The organism is Actinopolyspora mzabensis (genome assembly GCF_900101095.1).
GTDB lineage: Bacteria > Actinomycetota > Actinomycetes > Mycobacteriales > Pseudonocardiaceae > Actinopolyspora > Actinopolyspora mzabensis.
Map to the genome: position 1 here is coordinate 150340 of NZ_FNFM01000013.1, position 21308 is coordinate 171647.

Below are 21308 nucleotides of genomic sequence, written 5' to 3' on the forward strand. Positions count from 1 at the left end.
GTCAACGGAACCGCTGCCGCAGGGTCCTTTCGAATGCCCAGCGCAATCCGCACGGGGTTGGGCATCCATGCTTGGTGGAGCGGTCGACGAGAGCGAAAAGGACCACGGGATGAGCCAGAGCCTACGGCGTGGACTCGCGTTGCTGACCGAGTTGGCCGACGGGCCCCGCAACCTCGACCAGCTCGCGGAAGCGGTGGGAGTGCACAAATCCACCGTCATGCGGTTGCTGCGTTCGTTGGAGGCCGACAGGTTCGTCAAACGCTCCGATATGTACCGCTATCGGCTCGGAAGCGCACTGTTCGAGCTGGCCAACCGCGCGTTGGACGGGATCGACGTTCGCGACACGGCTCGCTCCCATCTGCTCGAACTCGGGGAGAGCACGGGGCACACCGTGCATCTGGCCGTTCGCGAGGACGATGAGGTCGTCTACGTGGACAAGGTGGACAGCACCCACGCGGTGCGGATGTACTCACGCATCGGTGCTCGGGCGCCGCTGCACTGCACGGCGGTGGGAAAGATACTGCTTTCCGGGCTCGACGACTCCGTTCGCAGGGACGTCGCCGCCGCGCTGGACTATCCCGCGCTGACGGACAACACCATCACCGATCCCGAGCGGTTCCTGACCGAACTGGAGCGGGCCTCGCGAGCGGGCTACGCAGTCGACCGCGGTGAACACGAGGACTTCGTGCACTGTATAGCCGCCGGAGTGCGCGATTCCCGTGGCGAGATCGTCGCCGCGGTTTCGTTGTCGGCGCCGAAAGTGCTGTTCGACTTCGACGAACTGCTCGGCTCGAGCGGTGAGCTGTCCCGTGCCTGCGACCGCGTCTCGGTCGAACTCGGTTGGCAGCCACCGGACCACTGATTTCTCCCGAAAGGTGAATACCAATGTCCAGAACCGTCGTGACCACTCCGAAGGCCCCCATCCCACCCGCGGGAGTGCCACTGTCGCAGGCCGTGTGCAAGGGCAACCTGGTGCAGGTCTCGGGGCAGACGGGTGTTGCTCCCGCCACCGGGAAACCGGTGTCGAACTCCGTGGCCGAACAGACCGAGCAGGCGCTGCGCAACGTTTTCGCCATCCTGGCCGAGGCGGAAGCGGGAGTCGAGGACGTGCTCATGCTGCGGGTTTACCTCACCGACGTGGCTCATTTCACGGAGATGAACGAGACCTACTCTCGTGTGGTCGGGGAGCCCTATCCGGCACGAACCACGGTCTATGTGGGGCTGCCCGCCAATCTGCTCGTCGAGATCGACGCGCTGGCTGTGCGCGGGGAGTGACCCGGAAGCGCCGTTCACCGGTACCGACGTTGTCCGGGATCTCTCATCTTTTTCACAGATCGGCACGTCAGACTGTCCGGGATGGCACGGCGACCCACACGACACACCCCTGATACGGACCGCACCGCGCCGCCTCGCGGTGCGCGTCCGAGCAAGCTCGGACCGTTGAGCGCGTGGTTCCGGCCCTGGCGCACCCGCGACACCGTGGTCGCGGGCCTCGCCGCGGGAATCAGTGCACTGCTGCTCTGCCATCGTCTGTTGCCCAATCCCATGGGGATCGGAACCCTCGTCGACAGCTTCGCACCCTGGCTCGGAGTGGCCGTCCCACTGGTGGCGCTGCCCGCGTTGCTGGGGCGCTGCCGTGCCGCGGTGCTGCTGCTCGTGCCCGCACTGATATGGGCTCTCGTCTTCGGAACAGCCGTTCCGCCGAACGGCCGGAACGAGGCGGGGGGAGTGAAAGTCGTCACCCAGAACCTCTACGCGAGCAACAGCGAGCCGAAGGCCACGCTGGGCGACCTGTCCCGCACCGGGGCCGACCTGGTCGGACTGCAGGAGATCACGTCACGTACTCGCTCAGTGGCCACCGAGGCACTACGGGAAAGCCATCCGCACCACGTCGCGGTGGGGACCGTCGGTCTCTGGAGCCGTTACCGGCTTTCGGACGTACGCGCCGTGGACCTGGGCCTGGGCTGGACCCGGGCCGTTCGAGCCGTCGCACACGCTCCCCACGGGAAGATAGCGGTCTACGTCGCCCATCTGCCCTCGTTGCGTCCGGATCTGGTGGAGCAGCGCGACCGAGGACTGCGGAAACTCGCCACTGCGGTGGCGGGGGAAACCGTCGAGGACGTGGTCCTGCTCGGTGATCTCAACACCGCCACCACCGACCGAGCGCTGCGTTCGCTCACCCGACGGTTACCGAACGTCGCCGGTGAGGTTACGGCAGGTTTCGGCTTCACCTGGCCGGACACGTTTCCCGCAGTACGACTCGACCACGTGCTGTCCAGGGGGGTGCGCGTTGCCGACGCGGAGGTCGTCGACACGCGGGGAAGTGATCACCGCGCGGTGCGGGCCACGCTGAGCGGTTGAGCGGTCCGCTCGTGGTCAAGGGGCCGCTCGCGGGCTGAAGGGGGTGCTTGGCCGGGGCAGCCGTTCAGTGAACGGGGCCGGTGTATTTCTCACCCGGGCCCTGGCCGGGCGGATCCGGTTCCGAGGAGGCTTCCCGGAAGGCACGTTGCAGTGTCTGCAGTCCGTCCCGCAGCGCACCCGCGTGAGGGCCTAGGTACTCCACCGATGCCGTGATCAGGCCGGCCAGCGAAGTGATCAGACGGCGTGCCTCGTCGAGGTCACGGACCGGGGAGTCGTCCGGGTCCTCCTCGGCCAGCCCCAGTTTCTCGGCCGCCGCCGACATCAGCATCACGGCGGCCCTGCTGATCACCTCGACACTGGGAACATTGCTCAGTTCGCGCACGTTGTGCGTGGTATCCGTGGCATCGAGGCCTTCCCCGGATTCGTCGCCGTTCGGCGGTGCGGCTGGTTCGGGGGACTCGGTTGGCTGCGACTCGGTCACGCCTGTTACTCTCACATGCGCGCAACGCCCTCGGCCTTTCGGGGGCGGTAAAGTGGAGCCCCGCTCCCACCCGCGTGGCCGGTTCACAGGCCGCCGGGTCCCGATCCCGCCGAGAACACCGTTCGACGGCGGAATGAAGCGGTATTGCCATACCGGTTCGATCGGTTGGAGTAAAAGGGTCTCGCGGATCCGGCAGGATGCCGCGAGGCGGCTGCATGCTCTAGGGGCGAGCTTCACGCCGCGGTGCAGCACAGAAACGCCATCGAACCGAGGAGACCCCATCAGCTCCGAGACGCGCATCAACGACCGCATCCGTGTGCCCGAGGTCCGGTTGGTCGGACCGAACGGTGAACAGGTCGGCATCGTCCGTATCGAGGACGCACTCCGGCTCGCGGAGGAAGCGGAGTTGGATCTCGTCGAGGTCGCTCCGCAAGCCAAGCCGCCGGTGTGCAAACTCATGGACTACGGCAAGTTCAAGTACGAGAGTGCGCAGAAGGCTCGCGAGTCACGCCGTAATCAGCAGCAGACCGTCATCAAGGAGCAGAAGCTCCGCCCCAAGATCGACCCGCACGACTACGAGACCAAGAAGGGGCATGTTTCGCGCTTTCTCGGTCAGGGTCACAAGGTCAAGGTGACGATCATGTTCCGCGGCCGTGAGCAGTCCCGCCCCGAGCTGGGGTTCCGGTTGTTGCAGCGGCTGGCCGACGATGTCTCAGAGCAGGGGTTCATCGAGGCCAAACCAAAGCAGGACGGCCGCAACATGACTATGGTGCTGGCTCCGCACAAAACCGGCAAAGGTAACAAGAGCAAGGCGAACGCGTCGTAACCGTAGCGCGGCAATCGGGTGCCGGGGCCACCGAACGCATCAGGTCGTGGCATCACCCGGAACGCAGGCCGGGCGGGATTCTCACCGGGATTCTGCCCGGCGTTCGCACGAAAAGAGGATGATAATGCCCAAGAACAAGCCACACAGCGGCGCGTCCAAGCGGTTCAAGGTCACCGGTTCGGGCAAATTGCGCCACGAGCGTGCCGGCCGTAGGCACATCCTGGAGAAGAAGTCGAGCAGGGTGAAGCGTCGGTTGAAGGGCACTGACGAGGTGTCGCCCAACGACACCCACCAGGTCAACAAGATGCTGGGCCGCTGAGCCTCACTCAGCCACGGGTGTAGCCGGAACGCTTGACCCGCCACACCCTTCGGACCAGTGACAGCCTCATCCGCCGGGGCGGGGCTCCGCCCCCGATGCGATCAGGACGGAACCAATGGCACGTGTCAAACGATCGGTGAACGCGCAGAAGAAGCGCCGCAAGATTCTGGAGTCCGCCAAGGGCTATCGCGGGCAGCGTTCTCGCCTTTACCGCAAGGCCAAGGAGCAGATGCTGCATTCGCAGGTCTACTCCTATCGGGACCGCCGGGCCCGCAAGGGCGAGTTCCGCAAGCTCTGGATCATGCGTATCAACGCGGCCAGCAGGCAGAACGGGCTGAGCTACAACAAGTTCATGCAGGGCCTGAAGGCCGCCGAGGTCGAGGTCGACCGCAAGATGCTCGCCGAGCTGGCGGTCAACGATCCGCAGGCCTTTACCGCGCTGTGCGACAAGGCGCGTAGCAGCCTTCCGGAAGGCACGGTCTGATTGGATCGATCCGGCGCCCGGCACACCGGTGCGGATACCGGGGGAAGACCTGGGAGCCCTGAAACGGCTCGTTCCCCGTTGACGGAACGTTCCGCCCGGGTCGCTTCCGCTCGTAAGCTCACGCGTCGTGTCGGGCGCGAACGTGCCGGTATGTTTTTGGCGGAAGGTGCCAACGCCGTCCTCGAGTCGCTGGACTCGCGGACGGCGGAGCGGCCTCGGACCGATGTTCGCGAGGTGTTGGCCACTTCCGAAGGACTACGACGGGTTCCGGAGATCGCCGAGCGCTGCGCGGCGAGCGGAGTGCCGTTGTGGACCGTCACCGAACGAGCGGCTGCCTGCCTTTCCGAAACGGTCACCCCGCAAGGGCTGGTCGCCGTTTGCGAGGCGCCCGCGACGGACACCGCGACCGTGCTGGCTCACCGGCCTTCCATGGTCGTGGTGTTGCTCGACATCGCCGATCCGGGCAACGCGGGCACGGTGCTTCGTGTCGCGGACGCCGCCGGTGCGGGCGCCGTGCTGTTCGCGGGCGAGACCGTCGACCCCTACAACGGGAAGGCAGTTCGGGCCTCCACCGGAAGCCTTTTCCATCTTCCGGTGGCTCGGGAACGTGATGCGGACACGGTGCTGACGGCCTGTCGACGAGCGGGACTGCTGCTGGTCGGAGCCGACGGGGCGGCCCCGTCCGACCTGCACACCGCTGAGGAGAGCGGCAGGTTGGACGTGCCGACCGCCTGGGTGTTCGGCAGTGAGGCGCACGGTCTCGGTGAGTACGGCGAACGGCTGGACGTCACGTTGCGTGTACCGATCTACGGTCGAGCGGAGAGTCTGAACCTGGCCACTGCCGCTGCCGTCTGTCTGTACGCCTCGGCCCGGCGCATTCGTCCGGTTGTCGAGTGACTGCTCCGCCGCTCGTGCTGCCTCCCGGCTCGGCGGCATCCCGGAGTTCGCGGCCCCCGAGCGCCTCGGGTGCCGCTGGTTCCGCGGTGTTCCCCCACCGCCCGCACGGGTCGTTTCACGATCCCGCCGAACCCAATCACATACACTGTCCTCCTAGGGAATCAGTGTTCACACGCCAAGACCGGTTCGCTCAGGCGGGCCGTCGGATACGGGAGTTACACAGCGACGATGTCTGGAGCCAACGACCCGTACGACCCGAAGGAGGTCGTCGCGCTCGCGCCGGAGACGCTGCAGAACGCGGTTGACGACGCTCGCAAAGCCTTCGACGGCGCCGCTGATCTCGATGAACTCGCCGCGGCCAAGCCCGCGCACCTGGGTGAGCGCTCTCCGGTGTTGACCGCGCGACGCGAGATCGGGTCGCTGCCGTCGCAGGAGAAGGCCGATGCCGGTAAGCGGGTCAACGAGACGCGCCAGGCGATCCAACAAGCCTTCGACGCCCGCCACGAGCAACTGCGTGCCGAACGTGACGAGCGGGTGCTGCAGGAGGAAGCCGTCGACGTCACGCTGCCGACCGATCGCGTTCCCTCGGGGGCTCGCCACCCGATCACTCAGCTCATGGAACGCGTCGCGGACGACTTCGTGGCGATGGGGTGGCACGTTTCGGAAGGCCCGGAGCTGGAAGCCGAATGGTTCAACTTCGACGCGTTGAACTTTGGCAAGGACCACCCGGCGCGCACGATGCAGGACACTTTCCACATCGCTCCGGAGGACTCCGGACTGGTGCTGCGTACCCAGACCTCGCCGGTGCAGGTGCGTGCTCTGCTCTACAGCGAGCTGCCCGTGTACCGCGTTTCCCCCGGGAGGGTGTTCCGTACGGATGCGCTCGATGCCACCCACACCCCGGTGTTCCACCAGGTGGAAGGTCTCGCGGTGGACCAGGGGCTGACCATGGCACATCTCAAGGGCACGCTGGACGCGTTCGCCCGCGCCATGTTCGGGCAGGACACCCGGACACGGTTCAGGCCCAACTTCTTCCCCTTCACCGAGCCGTCCGCCGAGATGGACGTCTGGTTCCCCGAGAAGAAGGGGGGAGCCGGCTGGGTCGAATGGGGTGGCTGCGGCATGGTGCACCCCAACGTGTTGCGCGCCTCCGGGGTGGATCCCGAGACCTACACCGGGTTCGCCTTCGGTATGGGAGTGGAACGTACCCTGCAGTTCCGCACCGGCATCCCCGACATGCGCGACATGGTCGAAGGTGACGTCCGGTTCACCGAGGCGTTCGGCATCGAATACTGAGTCCGGTCGGGTGCCCGGGCTCTTGCCCGCACCGCCGACCCCACATGATCGAGAGAAGGGCTGCGATCCAGTGCGGATTCCGGTTTCCTGGCTGGCCGAGCATCTTGAACTGTCCGAGGACACGAGCGTGGACGAACTGGCCGAGGCGTTCGTGGGCATCGGGCTGGAAGTCGAGGAGGTCACCCGACTCACCCCGATCACCGGCCCACTCGTCGTCGGACGGGTAGCCGAGATCGAGGAACTGACCGAGTTCAAAAAACCCATCCGCTACTGTCGGGTCGAGGTCGGAAAGTCCGAGACCGGTGAGCAGCAGACTCGCGGCATCGTGTGCGGCGCCACCAACTTCAGCGCCGGTTCACTGGTGGTAGTGGCGCTGCCCGGCACCGTGCTACCCGGGGATTTCGAGATCACCTCTCGCAAGACCTACGGTCGTACCAGCGAGGGCATGATCTGCTCGACCAGTGAACTGGGAATCGGCGAGGACCACGACGGCATTCTGGTTCTGCCTCCAGGTTCCGCCGATCCGGGCAGCCCGGCCAATGAGATCGTCGGCCTGGAGGACTCGGTGATCGAGCTGGCCATCACGCCCGACCGTGGTTACTGCTTCTCGGTGCGTGGTCTCGCCCGGGAACTCTCCAACGCGTTGGACGTGCCGTTCGGGGACCCCGCGAACCGGGGTATCCCGGATGACGACCGTCCCTCCCGCACTGTGCGGATCGAGGACCCTTCGGCCTGTTCCCGTTTCGTGTTCCGCAGGTTGACCGGGGTGGATCCGACCGCTCCGACCCCGTGGTGGATGCGGCGGCGACTGGCGCTGGCCGGCATTCGCTCCATCTCGCTGCCGGTGGACATCACCAACTACGTGATGCTCGAGCTCGGCCAGCCGCTGCACGCCTGGGATGCCGCGAAGCTGTCCGGTGACGTCGTCGTGCGCCGTGCCGTGGCCGGGGAGTCCCTCGTCACGCTGGACGGCGTGCGGCGTGACCTCGATCCCGACGACATCGTGATCTGCGACGAGTCCGGCCCCGTCTCCCTCGCGGGCGTCATGGGGGGTGCCAGCACCGAGATCGGCCAGGACACCAACGACGTCCTGCTCGAGGCGGCGAACTGGGAGCCCACGGGTATCTCGCGCATGATCCGCAGGCACCGGCTGCCCAGCGAGGCGGGCAAGCGTTTCGAACGTGGTGTGGATCCCGCCGTGGCCGCCGTGGCGGCGGAGCGCGCCGCCAGACTGCTGGTCGAGTACGGGGAAGCGACCATCAGCGCCGGGCGCACCGACGTGGGGGAACCGGCGCAGCCGCAGCCGGTGACGATGCCGCTGGCCCTACCGGACCAGGTGGCCGGTGTCCGCTACGGACGTGGTGTCACCGCCAAGCGGCTCAACCAGATCGGCTGCGGCATCGAGGTGGGTACCTCCGATGACGGTGTCGGTGTGGTGACCGCGCTGCCGCCGACCTGGCGTCCCGATCTCACGCAGCCCGCCGATCTGGTCGAAGAGGTACTTCGACTGGAGGGGTATCACACCATCCCGTCCGTCGTTCCCCCGGCGCCCACCGGAAGCGGACTGACCGCTGCCCAGCGCCGCAGGCGCGCGGTCTCGCGCGCGCTGGCACACGACGGTTACGTCGAGGTGTTGCCGTTCCCGTTCACCGGTGAGGACACCCTCGGATCCCTGGGGATCGGCGAGGACGACCCGCGTCGACGTACTTTGCGAGCCGTCAACGCCCTCGAATCGGATCGTGCGCTGCTCAGCACCACGCTGCTGCCGGGACTGCTCGACGCGCTGCAGCGCAACCTTTCCCGGGGAAGGCGTGACCTCGGGCTGTTCCACATCGGGCAGGTGGTGCTGCCCGAGCCGGATCAACCTTCCGTTCCCGAACTCGGGGTTCGGCAACGCCCCTCGGACGAGCAGTTGGCGGCGCTCCACGCCGCGTTGCCCGCGCAGCCCCAGCACGTCGGGGTGGTGCTCACGGGACAGCGGGAACGTTCCGGTTGGTGGGGTTCCGGCCGGGAGGCGGACTGGTCGGACGCCGTGGCGGCGGCCAGACTCGTCGCGGAGACGGCCGGAGTGTCACTGAGTGTCTCCGCCGCGGACAGGGCGCCGTGGCATCCGGGACGCTGTGCCGCGCTCGAGGTGGACGGCACGGTCATCGGGCATGCCGGTGAGTTGCATCCCAAGGTGGTGGAGGCTCTCGAACTGCCCAAACGGACCTGTGCGATGGAGCTCGACCTCGACGCGCTGCCGGTGACGGACGAGCGTCCCGCTCCGAGTATCTCGGCCTATCCACCGGTGCGGCTGGACGTGGCATTGGTGGTGGACGAGGATGTTCCGGCCGCCGAACTCGGTGAAGTGCTTCGTAGCGGCGGGGGTGAGCTTGTCGAGGACATCAGGTTGTTCGACGTTTTCACCGGCGAAAAGCTCGGTGCCGACAAGAAGTCGTTGGCGTTCGCGTTGCGGCTGCGTGCTTCCGACCGAACGTTGACCCAGGAGGAGGCGACCGAGGTCCGGGACGCCGCGGTGGCTGCCGCCGACCAGCGGTTCGGGGCGGTGCTGCGCGGCTAGCCCCGGTTGAGCCCGCGCCGGCTCGGCTCGGCGCGGGAAACACCCGCCACATCGGCTTCGACCGGCCGACGGTGACCCAGCTCGGGGTGGGTGGCTGCTACGCGGCCACCCACCCCGAGCTTTTCGTCTCTCCGGTCCTCCGGGGTACTTCGGGACCCCCCGTTGATTGATTTTGCATGAAAGTGCATAATCATTCGTATGGTTGTACGAGTGGCGGTCGCCGGTGCCAGCGGCTATGCGGGCGGAGAGCTGTTGCGTCTGTTGCTGGCACACCCGGACGTCGAGATCGGCGCTCTCACCGCGGGCGGAAACGTCGGCAGTACGCTCGGGGAGCATCACCCCAACCTCACCGAACTGTCCGGCAGGCAGCTCCGCGAGACCGACGCCGAGGTGCTCGCCGGGCATGACGTGGTCTTCCTCGCATTGCCACACGGGCACTCCGACGCGCTGGCCGGACAGCTCCACGACACCCTGGTGATCGACTGCGGAGCGGACCACCGCCTCGAGGATCCGACGGCCTGGGAGCGCTGGTACGGCGGGGCACATCCCGGCAGCTGGCCCTACGGTCTGCCCGAACTGCCCTGGGCGAGGGAACGAATCACCAAGGCGGACCGGATAGCCGTACCCGGATGTTTTCCGACGGTGACCACGCTCGCGTTGTTGCCCGCCCTGCTCGACGGGCTGGTCGAGCCCGACCTGGTGGTCGTGGCAGCGACCGGGACCTCCGGGGCGGGGCGAGCGCTCAAACCTCATCTGCTCTCGGCGGAGGTCATGGGCTCTGCGAGCGTCTACGGCGTCGGTGGGGCACACCGACACACCCCCGAGATGATCCAGAATCTGGGAGCGGCGGCCGGCGAAACCGTCCGCGTCTCGTTCACCCCGATGCTGGCTCCCATGTCGCGGGGCATCCTGGCCACCTGCAACGCGCGACTCCGGGAAGGGGTCGATCCCGCTCGGGTGCGGCAGAGCTACACACGTACCTACGAGGCGGAGCCCTTCGTGCGGGTGCTGCCGGAGGGACAGTGGCCACAGACCTCGGCCACGCTCGGAGCGAACACCGTACATCTGCAACTCGCCGTCGATGACGACGCCGGAAGCCTGGTCGCAGTCGGTGCCGAGGACAACCTCACGAAGGGCACGGCAGGCGGTGCCGTGCAGTGTATGAACCTCGCCCTGGGGCTTCCCGAGACCGCGGGGCTTTCCACTGCGGGGATGGCGCCGTGACGACACTGACCCTGCGAGCGCACGAACAGCTCCTCGCCGTGGCCACACCCGAACCGGGAACCGCCCCCGAACTACCCGCTTCCGGACCCGTCAACGCCGAGCTCGTCACCGGGAACGACCGTACGCTGGTGTTCGCCTACCGGGATGTCGCCGAGCTCTCCGACTCGTCGGTCGTCCAGGGGCCCTTCCGGGCGTTGGAGATAGCCGGCCCGTTGGACTTCTCGTTGACCGGCGTCCTGGCCGCAGTGCTGTCCCCGTTGGCGGAAAGTGAGATCAGCGTGTTCACGCTCTCTACCTTCGAGACCGACTGGATCCTCATCGGGGCGAACGCACTCCCGGACGCCGTGGACACGCTGCGCCGAGCCGGGCACACCGTGGTGGAGGACTTCGAGGGAGAACATTGAGTACGAGTGAAGAGACGACCGACGTCGGCGCGCACGAGACGGCCACGGACAGGCGATGCGGTGTCACCGGCCCGCGCGGTTTCCGCGCTTGCGGCGTTGCCGCCGGTATAAAGTCCGGCCCCGCCCTCGACCTCGCGCTGATCGTCAACGACGGACCCGGGCAGCAGGCCGCCGGGGTGTTCACCACCAACCAGGTCAAAGCGGCTCCCGTACTGTGGTCCGAACAGGTGCTGCGGGAGCGGAAGTTGCGTGCAGTGGTGCTCAATTCCGGTGGTGCCAACGCCTGCACCGGCCCCGAGGGTTTTCAGGACACCCATGCCACCGCCGAACGCGCCGCGGAACTGCTCGGTACCGGTGCCATCGAGATCGGTGTCTGCTCCACCGGCCTCATCGGGCAACGACTGCCGATGCCCGCCCTGCTGCAGGGCCTCGACACCGCGGTGACCGGACTGGACGACACCGAGCGGGCGAGCACCGATGCCGCGAGCGCCGTACTGACCACGGACACCCACCCGAAACAGGTCTGCCTCACCCACCCGGACGGTTGGTCGATCGGCGGGATGGTCAAAGGGGCGGGAATGCTGGCGCCGAACCTCGCGACCATGCTCGCGCTCGTCACCACCGATGCCGGCGTCGAAGGCGAGACGCTGCAACGGGCCCTGCGGCAGGCATGCCGCAGTACTTTCGAACGGCTCGACGTCGACGGTGGCACCTCCACCAATGACACCGTGCTGCTGCTGTCCTCGGGGGCCTCCGAACTCGCGCCCGCCGAGGCCGAGTTCACCGAGCTGCTGACCCGAGTCTGCGGCGATCTCGTCCGACAACTGCAACACGACGCCGAAGGAGCCACCAAGGCGATCGACATAACCGTCCGCGGTGCCGCGTCGGAGAACGACGCGGTGAGCATCGCCCGGTTGACAGCCGAGGACAACCTGGTCTCCGCCGCGCTGTTCGGTTCCGACCCCAACTGGGGCCGCATCGCAATGGCCGTGGGCCGCTCCCCGGTCACGATCGACGCCTCGGTCATGGAGATCATCGCCAACGGCGTGACGCTTTACGCCGGGGGAACCCCGGTCGCCGACCGCGACACGGTGGACCTCTCCGGACGAGACATCGAGATCGTGGTCGACCTGCATCTCGGTGACCACAGCGCCACCGTGCTGACCACGGATCTTTCCCACGACTACGTCGAAGAGAACAGCGCGTATTCCACATGAGCAGCACGAGCCACGACGAACGGTTGAGCACGGCCGCCGCGAAGGCAGGTGTACTGACCGAGGCACTGCCCTGGCTGGAGCGGTTCCGCGGTGCCACCGTGGTGGTCAAGTACGGCGGCAACGCGATGACCGACGAAAAGCTCAAGCGTGCATTCGCCGAGGACATGGTTTTCCTGCGGCTGGCCGGACTGCGCCCCGTGGTCGTGCACGGCGGTGGTCCGCAGATCACCGAGATGCTCGACCGGCTCGGCATGCCCGGCGAGTTCCGAGGTGGATTGCGGGTCACCTCACCGGAAACGATGGATGTGGTCCGGATGGTCCTCGTCGGCCAGGTCGGCCGTGAGCTCGTCGGGCTGATCAACCAGCACGGTCCGCACGCGGTGGGTATGTCCGGTGAGGACGCGCACCTGCTCACCGCCCGCAGGCGCAACGCGGTGGTGGACGGCGAACCGGTGGACATCGGGCTGGTCGGCGACGTCGAATCGGTCGAGCCGACCGCAGTGCTCGATCTGATCGAGACCGGCCGCATTCCGGTGATCTCCACAGTCGCCCCCGACGCCGACGGCGTGGTGCACAACGTCAACGCCGACACCGCCGCCGGTGCGCTGGCCGTCGCGCTCGAGGCGGAGAAGCTCGTCGTGCTCACCGACGTCGAGGGGCTCTACACCGACTGGCCCGACCGGGAGTCGCTGGTCTCGCGACTGGACACCGCGCGACTGCGGGAACTGCTGCCGAGCCTGTCCTCCGGAATGGTTCCCAAGATGGAGGCCTGCCTACAGGCGGTGGACGGGGGCGTGCCTCGGGCGCACGTGATCGACGGCCGACTCGCCCACTCGGTGCTGCTCGAAGTCTTCACCAGCGAGGGTATCGGCACGATGGTCGTTCCCGGCGAGCCGACCCAACGAAAGGACGATGCCTGATGTCCTCCCAACAGCAGGCCAACGCCGCAGCCGCGCACCGTTGGCGGGAAGCGATCATGCCCACCTACGGCACCCCCGCGGTGGAGCTGGTCAGCGGTTCGGGATGCACGGTCACCGATGCCGAGGGGAAGACCTACCTGGACCTGCTCGGTGGCATCGCCGTGGCAGCCCTCGGCCACGCCCACTCCGCCGTCACCTCGGCCGTGTCCGAACAGATCGCGAAACTCGGACACGTCTCCAACTTCTACAGCCATGAGCCGGAACTGCGACTGGCAGAGCGGTTGCTCCAACTGGCAGGGGTCGGTGACGACGGCAGGGTTTTCTTCTGCAACTCGGGTTCCGAGGCCAACGAAGCCGCGTTCAAGATCGCCCGGCGCACCGGTCGCCCCGGCATCGTGGCCGCGGACGGAGGTTTCCACGGTCGTACCCTGGGCTCGTTGGCGCTGACCGGACAGCCGGAGAAACAGCGGCCCTTCGAACCGCTGCCCGGTGGAGTCTCACACGTACCCTTCGGGGACGTCGCCGCTCTCGACGAGGCGGTCGACGAGCACACCGCCGCGATCGTGCTCGAACCGATTCAGGGCGAGGCAGGCGTGATCGTCCCTCCCGAGGGGTATCTGCGATCCGCGCGGGAAATCGCCGACCGCAATGGCGCTCTGCTGATCCTCGACGAGGTGCAGACCGGAATCGGCCGCACCGGACACTGGTTCGCCTTCCAGCGCTACGGAATCGTGCCGGACGTGATCACCCTGGCAAAGGGACTTGGTGGCGGGCTGCCGCTCGGCGCCTGCATCGGGGTTGGGCGAGCGGCCTTCCTGCTGGAAGCCGGTCAGCACGCCACCACCTTCGGCGGGAACCCGGTCTGTTGCGCCGCCGCGCTGGCGGTGATCGACACCATCGAGTCCGAAGGACTGCTGGAACACGTCGCCCGACTGGGCAAGGAAATCATCGCCGCGGTCGAACGTCTCGACCACCCGGCAGTGCGCGAGGTCCGTGGCGCCGGGCTGCTGCTGGCCGTCGAGCTCAACGACGACATCGCTCCCGCCGCCGTGGAAAGCGCCCGCGCCCGCGGCTACCTGATCAATCCCGTCCGTCCGGACACCCTGCGGCTGGCGCCCCCGCTGATCCTGGACGGTCAGCGGGCCAACGATTTCGTCCGCGATCTCGCCGAGGTGCTCTCCGAAGCAGCGGGCGGAGAAGGGAAGAACTGATGCCGCGTCATTTTCTGCGCGACGACGATCTCACACCCGTCGAGCAGCGCGAGATCCTCGACCTCGCCGATGAGTTCAAACACCGGCGAACCGACAGCACACCCCTGGCGGGCCCGAAGTCGGTGGCGGTCATTTTCGAGAAGACATCCACCAGGACGCGCCTCTCCTTCGAAACCGGGATCGTCCAACTCGGTGGTCATCCGGTCGTGGTCGACGCACGCACGATGCAACTCGGCCGCGAGGAGACGATAGAGGACACCGCACGAGTGCTGAGCCGCTATGTCGATGTCGTGGTGTGGCGCACCTTCGCCCAGGCGCGTATCGACGCGATGAGCTCGGCCTCCGACATCCCGGTCGTCAACGCGCTCACCAACGAGTTCCACCCGTGCCAGGTGCTCGCCGACCTGCAGACCGTTCGGGAGCGGCACGGCACCCTTGCCGGGCTGACCCTGACCTATCTCGGCGACGGTGCCAACAACATGGCCCACTCGCTGCTCATCGGTGGGGCGACCGCGGGGATGCACATCCGGATCGCCGCCCCCGAAGGTTTCGAACCCGAGCAGTGGGTGCTCGAAGCGGCGCACAAGCGTGCCGTCGAGACCGGAGGCTCCAGTCGGGTGCTGAGCACACCGCGGGAAGCCGTCGCCGGGGCCGACGTGGTCGCCACCGACTCCTGGACCTCAATGGGACAGGAGAACGACGGCAAGGATCGGGTGGGGCCCTTCCGGCCGTTCCGGCTCGACTCCGCTCTGCTGGAGGCCACCGGCAAATCCGACACCACGGTGCTGCACTGCCTCCCCGCCCACCGGGGATGGGAAATCACCGACGAAGTGCTGGACGGTCCCGCCAGCGCGGTGTTCGACGAGGCGGAGAACCGGCTGCACACCCAGAAGGCGCTGTTGAGTTGGTTGGTGCAGCGACGATGAGCACACGAGTGGCGCGGCAGGCGCGCATCGTCGAACTCGTCACCGGTTCCGAGATCCGCAGCCAGACCGAACTGGTGAGGCTGCTCGCGGCCGACGGTATCGACGTCACGCAGGCCACCCTGTCACGTGACCTCGACGAGTTGGGCGCGGTGAAACTCCGGGCACCCGACGGGGGACAACCCGTTTACGTCATTCCCGAGGACGGCAGTCCCATCCAGGGGGTGCAGGGCGGTACCGCACGGTTGAGCAGGCTGCTCGGTGAACTGCTCGTCAGCGCGGAGGGCTCGGGAAACCTGACGGTGCTGCGAACCCCGCCCGGCGCCGCCCAGTTCCTGGCCAGCGCCATCGACAGATCCTCGATGGACGAGGTGGCGGGCACGATCGCGGGCGACGACACCCTGCTGGTCGTGGCCCGTGAACCACTCACCGGTGAGCAACTCGCCGAGCGGTTACGCGAGCTCGGCGCACAACAGCCCGAGTCGGCCGCCACGGCGGACTGAACGGACGCCGCGGTCGAACAGGCATTCCGACAACAACACTCGAGACCACCAGGTATTAGGAGCATGATCATGAGCGACCGAGTCGTACTCGCCTATTCCGGCGGACTGGACACCTCAGTCGCCATCGGCTGGATCGCCGAGGAGACCAACGCCGAGGTCGTCGCCGTGGCCGTCGACGTCGGCCAGGGCGGCGAGGACTTGGAGACGGTGCGCAAGCGAGCCCTGGCCTGCGGCGCGGCCGAGGCCGTGGTCGCCGACGCGCGCGCCGAGTTCGCCGAGCAGTACTGCCTGCCCGCGCTGCAGGCCAACGCGATGTACATGGACCAGTATCCACTGGTCTCGGCCCTTTCGAGGCCGCTGATCGCCAAGTACCTGACCGACGCGGCTCGGCAACACGGGGCGGACACCGTCGCGCACGGCTGCACCGGCAAGGGCAACGACCAGGTTCGTTTCGAGGTCGGTATCGGAGCGCTCGCTCCCGAGATGAAGGTACTCGCTCCGGTCCGCGACTTCGCCTGGACCAGGGAAAAGGCCATCGACTGGGCCGAACGGCACGGCCTGCCGATCGACGTCAGCAACAAGTCTCCCTACTCGATCGACCAGAACGTCTGGGGGAGGGCCGTCGAAACCGGCTTCCTCGAGGACATCTGGAACGCCCCCATCGAGGACGTCTACTCCTACACCGCCGATCCGGCCCAGTCGCGTGACCCCGACGAGGTGGTCATCACCTTCGAGCAGGGTGTTCCCGTGGCCCTCGACGAGACAGCCGTCACCCCGCTGCAGGCGGTCACCGAACTGAACCGCCGCGCGGGCGCCCAAGGGGTGGGCAGGCTGGACATGGTCGAGGATCGACTCGTCGGCATCAAGAGCAGGGAGATCTACGAGGCTCCCGGCGCGTTGGCGCTGATCACCGCCCACCGCGAGCTCGAGGCCGTCACCCTGGAGCGCGACCTCGCGCGGTTCAAGCGCACGGTCCAGCAGCGTTGGGGCGAGCTCGTTTACGACGGCCTGTGGTTCTCGCCGCTGAAGACGTCGCTGGACTCCTTCATCGCCGACACGCAGCGCCACGTCTCCGGCCAGATCCGGATGACCCTGCACGCGGGCAGTGCGGTGGTGACCGGCCGCAGCAGCGATCAGTCGCTGTACGACTTCAACCTGGCCACCTACGACGAGGGCGACAGCTTCGACCAGGAACTGGCGAAGGGGTTCGTACAGCTGTGGGGACTGCCCAGCAAGATCGCCGCCAAGCGCGAGCAGTACCACTGAACGTTCCCGCCGGGACGGGCATCTCCCAGATGCCCGTCCAGCCCTGTCCGTGCCGCTTCGCTTTTCCCGAGGAAAGACCGCATGTCCCGACAAGACGATTCCGCCACCGACAGCGATCGGTCGGATCCGACCATGCTCTGGGGAGGACGGTTCACCTCCGGCCCCTCCGAAACCATGGCCGCGCTCAGTCTGTCCACACATTTCGACTGGTCGCTGGCGCCCTACGACATCGCGGGCTCGAAAGCCCACGCCAGAGTGCTGCACGGTGCGGGACTGCTCACCGAGTCCGAGCTGGCAGACATGCTGGCGGGGCTGGACAGCCTCGCCACCGATGTGCGTACCGGGCGGTTTCTGCCCGAGCCGAACGACGAGGACGTGCACACCGCTCTGGAGCGCGGGCTGCTCGAACGGGTCGGCGCCGACCTGGGCGGGAAACTCCGCGCCGGCCGTTCCCGTAACGACCAGGTGGCCACTCAGTTCCGGATGTGGCTGCGTGACTCGGTGCGCGGCATCGTCTCGGCCGTACTCGACGTGATAGAGGCTCTCGGCGAGCAGGCGGCCGCCCACCCGAGCGCGGTGCTCGCCGGGCGTACTCACCTGCAGCACGCCCAACCCGTGCTGTTGGCCCATCATCTGCTCGCGCATTCCCAGGCTCTGCTACGCGATGTGGCACGTCTGCGTGACTGGGACGCGCGCACCGCCGTATCGCCCTACGGTTCCGGTGCTCTGGCAGGGTCCTCGCTGGGGCTGGATCCCGACGCCATAGCTACCGAGCTCGGGTTCGAGCACGGGGTGGACAACTCGATGGACGGCACCTCCTCGCGCGATTTCGCCGCGGAGGCGGCCTTCGATCTGGCCATGCTCGGGGTGAACCTCTCACGCATCGCCGAGGAGGTCGTCGTGTGGAACACGGCGGAGTTCGGCTACATCACACTGGACGATTCCTGGGCCACCGGCAGTTCGATCATGCCGCAGAAGAAGAATCCCGATGTGGCCGAACTGGCTCGCGCCAAGTCGGGCAGACTGATCGGGAACCTCACCGGTCTGCTGACCAGCCTCAAAGCGCAGCCACTGGCCTACAACCGGGATCTGCAGGAGGACAAGGAACCCCTGTTCGACTCGGTTCACCAGCTGCGATTGGTCCTGCCCGCCATGGCGGGCATGCTCGGAACGCTGACTTTCCACACCGAGCGGATGGCCGAGATGGCCCCCGCGGGGTTCACGTTGGCCACGGACCTCGCCGAGTGGCTGGTGCGGCGTGGTGTCCCGTTCCGCGTCGCGCACGAGGCCTCCGGGGAGTGCGTGCGGCTCGCCGAGTCGCGTGGTGTGGGGCTCGACGAACTGAGCGAGCAGGAGCTCTCCCGGGCGCATCCCGAGCTCACACCGGCCGTTCGGGAGGTGCTGACGATTCGAGGTGCGGTCTCGGCACGTGACTCACGCGGTGGGACGGCTCCCGATCGAGTCGCCGAGCAGGCTCGACGAGTGGACGAACACGTGGCACGGCACCGGGCGTGGCTGGAGAGCGGAGCCTCCCGGTGCTCCTGAGGAACTCCCGTCATGCGGAGTCGGAGCCGGGCATCTCCCCTCCGGCGCGGCTCCGGTCCGTTCCCGATCGTGCGCCACGCGGTAGTGTGCCCCCGTGGTTGAGGTGACACGCCCCGAGATAGCACGGGACCCGCTTCGCGTGGCGCGTTTCCTGCTCGGTTGTGAGCTGGTTTCGGACTCGCCCCAGGGTGTGGTTCGTGTCCGGTTGGTCGAGGTGGAGGCGTACCGCGGACAGGACGATCCGGCATCACACTGCTATCGCGGGCGTACCGAGCGGAACGCGGTTATGTTCGGGCCTGCGGGACACCTCTACGTGTACTTCGTCTACGGGATGCACTTCTGCATCAACGTGGTTTGCCTGACCGATGGGCGTCCTGGGGCGGTGCTCCTGCGGGCCGGGGAGATCCTCGAGGGTGCGGAGCTGGCGCGCGATCGTCGTCCCGCTGCTCGTAAGGAGAGCGCACTGGCCGGCGGGCCGGCACGGCTCGCCGGGGCGCTGGGGATCACTCGCGAGTGCAACGGCGTGGACCTGACCCGCTCCGACTCACCGATCCGGCTGCTCCGGGGGTGTGCCGTGGCGGACGAGGACGTACGCAGTGGCCCCCGAGTCGGGGTTTCCACCGCCACGGAACTTCCCTGGCGTTCCTGGGTGCACGGTTCGCCCGCCGTGAGTTCCTATCGGCGTGGGGGGCGGCGTAAGGTCACGCACGGGAACTGAGCGGGCTGTTCCGACTCCGCCGGTTCCTCCCTCCCGACACGCGTTCATGCCCGGCACGAGGCGGTGGTCCGGGGGCTCCTGAATCGAATTCTCGGGGGGTCGTCGAGGTCGTGTGGTTCGCGTGAGCCAAACTGGCAGCGTGAGTGAGCACATCCTTGACGAACTTTCCTGGCGCGGTCTCATCGCGCAGTCCACCGACCTCGATTCGTTGCGTCGCGATCTCGATTCACCGCCACTCACGCTGTATGCCGGTTTCGACCCGACCGGGCCGAGCCTGCACGCGGGCCATCTGATCCCGCTGCTGACCCTGCGTCGTTTTCAGCTCGCCGGACATCGGCCGCTCGCGCTGGCAGGCGGTGCGACCGGTTTGATCGGTGATCCACGTGACGTGGGCGAACGCAGTCTGCACGACGAGAGCGTCGTCTCCGAATGGACCGAGGGCATCCGCGAACAGCTCAGGCTCTTCGTCGACTTCGACGACTCGGAGACCGGGGCCGTCATGGAGAACAACGCCCACTGGACCGCGAACCTGTCCGTTACGACGTTCCTGCGGGACGTGGGCAAGCATTTCTCGCTCAACGCGATGCTTTCCCGCGAAACCGTCAAGCGACGGTTGGAATCCGACGGGATGTCCTACACCGAGTTCAGTTACATGCTGCTGCAGGCCAACGATTACGTACAGCTCAACCGGCGTTACGGTACGAGCCTGCAGTTGGGCGGGTCTGATCAGTGGGGAAACATCGTCGCCGGCGTCGACCTGCTGCGTCGGCAGGACGGTGCGAGTGCGCACGCACTGACCACTCCACTGGTCACCGACGCCGAGGGGAACAAGTTCGGCAAGTCCACCGGGGGTGGCAATCTCTGGCTCGACCCGGCGTTGACTTCCCCGTACGCCTGGTACCAGTACTTCATCAACACCGCCGATGCCGACGTGGGCAAGTACCTGCGGTTGTTCACCTTCCTGGAGCGCGCGGAGATCGAGGAGCTCGAGCTCGCCACGGCGGAGCGACCGCAGCAACGACGCGGGCAGCGCAGGCTTGCCGAAGAACTGACTACCTTGGTGCACGGGGCTACGGCTACCGAGCAAGTGGCTGCCGCCAGCAGTGCGTTGTTCGGCGGTGGGGACCTGAACCTGCTGAACGCCGAGACCCTGAAATCGGCGATGGCCGAGATTCCCACCGCGCGACTCAGACTGAGCGATGAGCCGACGATCGTCGATGTTCTCGTGGAGAGCGGTCTGGTAGCCGGACGCAAGGCGGCCAGGCGCACCATCGCCGAGGGCGGTGCCTACGTCAATAACGCCAAGGTGTTCGACGACACCTGGGCACCGAGCAAGGCGGACCTGCTGCACGGCACGTGGCTGGTGGTTCGTCGTGGCAAGCGTCACACTGCGGGAGTCGAGTTGGTCTAATAGGATTCTCGCTGTAACGGTGAGGCGTTTGACCTGCGGGTTCGTTTCAGCCGACGGCACGTGCGGCCGATTTGACGTCGGCTGGCTCGGGGCGTAGATTCAGAACTGTCAGCGCTGTGGGGTGTTCGGCATTCCCGGGGTGCTGGTTCCTCCGATCAATCGGGCCCGGTTGCGGGCCCCTTGGTTCGGGGTGTTCCTCGGCTGTTAAAGTGTCGAGTAAGACATCCCGTCAGGAGCTCGGAATCGAGTGGTTCGAGCTTCGTGGTTGCTTGTACAATCCAGAGTCGATCGATACTGCTTCGGTCTTGCGGGTGTTGAAGGGGACCCCCCTGAAACGCCGGTTCGTTCCGGTGCTAAAGTGATCGACGTTCCGCTTGGACGGGGAGTGAACAACACTCTTCGAGCTGCGGAAGCAGGGCCTGCCGCGTGGGTGGTGGGTGTGTTCTTTGAGAATTCAACAGTGTTTGTGCACGCGTGTGTGTGTTTGTTTCTTGTCTTTTTTGCTTTGAGTGTCAGCTCGCATCGTCCCTGTGGTTTTGGGGTGTGGTGTGGGTTGTGCTGGGGTTTGATTTTTTCCATGCATTGTTGGAGAGTTTGATCCTGGCTCAGGACGAACGCTGACGGCGCGCTTCACACATGCAAGTCGAGCGATGGCACCGGCCTTTGTGGTGGGTGTGCAGAGCGGCGGACGGGTGAGTAACACGTGAGTAACCTGCCCTGGGCGTGGGGATAACCCTGG

The 21308-nt window shown here is 66.8% G+C and carries 21 protein-coding genes and 1 rRNA gene; 21 read left to right on the forward strand and 1 reads right to left on the reverse strand.

What is annotated here, in order from left to right; genetic code table 11:
- Positions 1-109 precede the first annotated feature (109 nt).
- The 3 genes from BLR41_RS20705 to BLR41_RS20715 all read left to right on the forward strand — a co-directional run bounded on the left by BLR41_RS20705 (position 110) and on the right by BLR41_RS20715 (position 2361).
- Positions 110-862 (forward strand): IclR family transcriptional regulator, encoded by a 753-nt coding sequence (locus BLR41_RS20705; RefSeq protein ID WP_092631874.1) that lies wholly within the window; start codon positions 110-112, stop codon positions 860-862.
- Between the two features lie 23 nt (positions 863-885).
- On the forward strand, positions 886-1275 hold the full coding sequence (locus BLR41_RS20710) for a RidA family protein (RefSeq protein WP_092631877.1): 390 nt from the start codon (positions 886-888) through the stop codon (positions 1273-1275).
- 165 nt (positions 1276-1440) lie between these two features.
- Entirely contained in the window at positions 1441-2361 is a 921-nt protein-coding gene (locus tag BLR41_RS20715; protein ID WP_245694639.1) for an endonuclease/exonuclease/phosphatase family protein, read from the forward strand.
- Between the two features lie 64 nt (positions 2362-2425).
- Here BLR41_RS20715 and BLR41_RS20720 read toward each other — a convergent pair whose 3' ends face one another.
- Positions 2426-2842 (reverse strand): DUF1844 domain-containing protein, encoded by a 417-nt coding sequence (locus BLR41_RS20720; protein WP_218120291.1) that lies wholly within the window; start codon positions 2840-2842, stop codon positions 2426-2428.
- Positions 2843-3053: 211 nt separating this feature from the next.
- On the opposite strand from BLR41_RS20720, the gene infC reads away from it, so the two are divergent.
- The 18 genes from infC to BLR41_RS20810 all read left to right on the forward strand — a co-directional run.
- Positions 3054-3668: a translation initiation factor IF-3 gene (gene infC / locus BLR41_RS20725; RefSeq protein WP_092632001.1), complete on the forward strand. Its 615-nt coding sequence runs from the start codon at positions 3054-3056 to the stop codon at positions 3666-3668.
- A 124-nt stretch (positions 3669-3792) separates the two neighbouring features.
- Entirely contained in the window at positions 3793-3987 is a 195-nt protein-coding gene (rpmI, locus tag BLR41_RS20730; protein ID WP_092631883.1) for a 50S ribosomal protein L35, read from the forward strand.
- A 115-nt stretch (positions 3988-4102) separates the two neighbouring features.
- Complete coding sequence (gene rplT / locus BLR41_RS20735) at positions 4103-4471, forward strand: 50S ribosomal protein L20 (protein WP_043571586.1); 369 nt, start codon at positions 4103-4105, stop codon at positions 4469-4471.
- A gap of 78 nt (positions 4472-4549) precedes the next feature.
- A complete protein-coding gene (locus tag BLR41_RS20740; RefSeq protein WP_425426936.1) occupies positions 4550-5368 on the forward strand; it encodes a TrmH family RNA methyltransferase in 819 nt (272 codons plus the stop codon).
- A 228-nt stretch (positions 5369-5596) separates the two neighbouring features.
- Positions 5597-6664 (forward strand): phenylalanine--tRNA ligase subunit alpha, encoded by a 1068-nt coding sequence (gene pheS / locus BLR41_RS20745; protein WP_092631886.1) that lies wholly within the window; start codon positions 5597-5599, stop codon positions 6662-6664.
- 70 nt (positions 6665-6734) lie between these two features.
- Positions 6735-9227 carry a phenylalanine--tRNA ligase subunit beta gene (gene pheT, locus BLR41_RS20750; RefSeq protein ID WP_092631889.1) on the forward strand — a complete coding sequence of 831 codons (2493 nt, stop codon included), beginning with the start codon at positions 6735-6737 and terminating at the stop codon, positions 9225-9227.
- Positions 9228-9425: 198 nt separating this feature from the next.
- Positions 9426-10451, forward strand: coding sequence for an N-acetyl-gamma-glutamyl-phosphate reductase (argC, locus tag BLR41_RS20755; RefSeq protein ID WP_092631892.1), 1026 nt, complete (start codon positions 9426-9428; stop codon positions 10449-10451).
- Complete coding sequence (locus BLR41_RS20760) at positions 10448-10855, forward strand: ACT domain-containing protein (protein ID WP_092631895.1); 408 nt, start codon at positions 10448-10450, stop codon at positions 10853-10855. The genes argC and BLR41_RS20760 overlap by 4 nt, the downstream gene beginning before the upstream one ends.
- A 107-nt stretch (positions 10856-10962) precedes the next feature.
- Positions 10963-12072, forward strand: a complete 1110-nt coding sequence (gene argJ / locus BLR41_RS20765; protein WP_342745405.1) for a bifunctional glutamate N-acetyltransferase/amino-acid acetyltransferase ArgJ — start codon at positions 10963-10965, stop codon at positions 12070-12072.
- Positions 12069-12992, forward strand: a complete 924-nt coding sequence (gene argB, locus BLR41_RS20770) for an acetylglutamate kinase (RefSeq protein ID WP_092631902.1) — start codon at positions 12069-12071, stop codon at positions 12990-12992. The genes argJ and argB overlap by 4 nt, the downstream gene beginning before the upstream one ends.
- The gene (locus BLR41_RS20775) at positions 12992-14203 is read left to right on the forward strand and encodes an acetylornithine transaminase (RefSeq protein ID WP_092631905.1); all 1212 of its coding nucleotides are present in this window, start codon (positions 12992-12994) and stop codon (positions 14201-14203) included. The genes argB and BLR41_RS20775 overlap by 1 nt, the downstream gene beginning before the upstream one ends.
- Entirely contained in the window at positions 14203-15129 is a 927-nt protein-coding gene (argF, locus tag BLR41_RS20780; RefSeq protein WP_092631908.1) for an ornithine carbamoyltransferase, read from the forward strand. Before BLR41_RS20775 ends, argF begins: the two co-directional genes overlap by 1 nt.
- Positions 15126-15629, forward strand: coding sequence for an arginine repressor (locus BLR41_RS20785; RefSeq protein WP_092631911.1), 504 nt, complete (start codon positions 15126-15128; stop codon positions 15627-15629). The genes argF and BLR41_RS20785 overlap by 4 nt, the downstream gene beginning before the upstream one ends.
- 69 nt (positions 15630-15698) lie before the next feature.
- The gene (locus tag BLR41_RS20790; protein ID WP_092632006.1) at positions 15699-16895 is read left to right on the forward strand and encodes an argininosuccinate synthase; all 1197 of its coding nucleotides are present in this window, start codon (positions 15699-15701) and stop codon (positions 16893-16895) included.
- A gap of 81 nt (positions 16896-16976) precedes the next feature.
- Positions 16977-18440: an argininosuccinate lyase gene (argH, locus tag BLR41_RS20795; protein ID WP_092631913.1), complete on the forward strand. Its 1464-nt coding sequence runs from the start codon at positions 16977-16979 to the stop codon at positions 18438-18440.
- Positions 18441-18543: 103 nt separating this feature from the next.
- A complete protein-coding gene (locus BLR41_RS20800; protein WP_425426937.1) occupies positions 18544-19158 on the forward strand; it encodes a DNA-3-methyladenine glycosylase in 615 nt (204 codons plus the stop codon).
- A gap of 139 nt (positions 19159-19297) precedes the next feature.
- Positions 19298-20569 (forward strand): tyrosine--tRNA ligase, encoded by a 1272-nt coding sequence (tyrS, locus tag BLR41_RS20805; protein WP_092631919.1) that lies wholly within the window; start codon positions 19298-19300, stop codon positions 20567-20569.
- A 582-nt stretch (positions 20570-21151) separates the two neighbouring features.
- A 16S ribosomal RNA gene (locus tag BLR41_RS20810) occupies positions 21152-21308 on the forward strand; the annotation flags it as partial.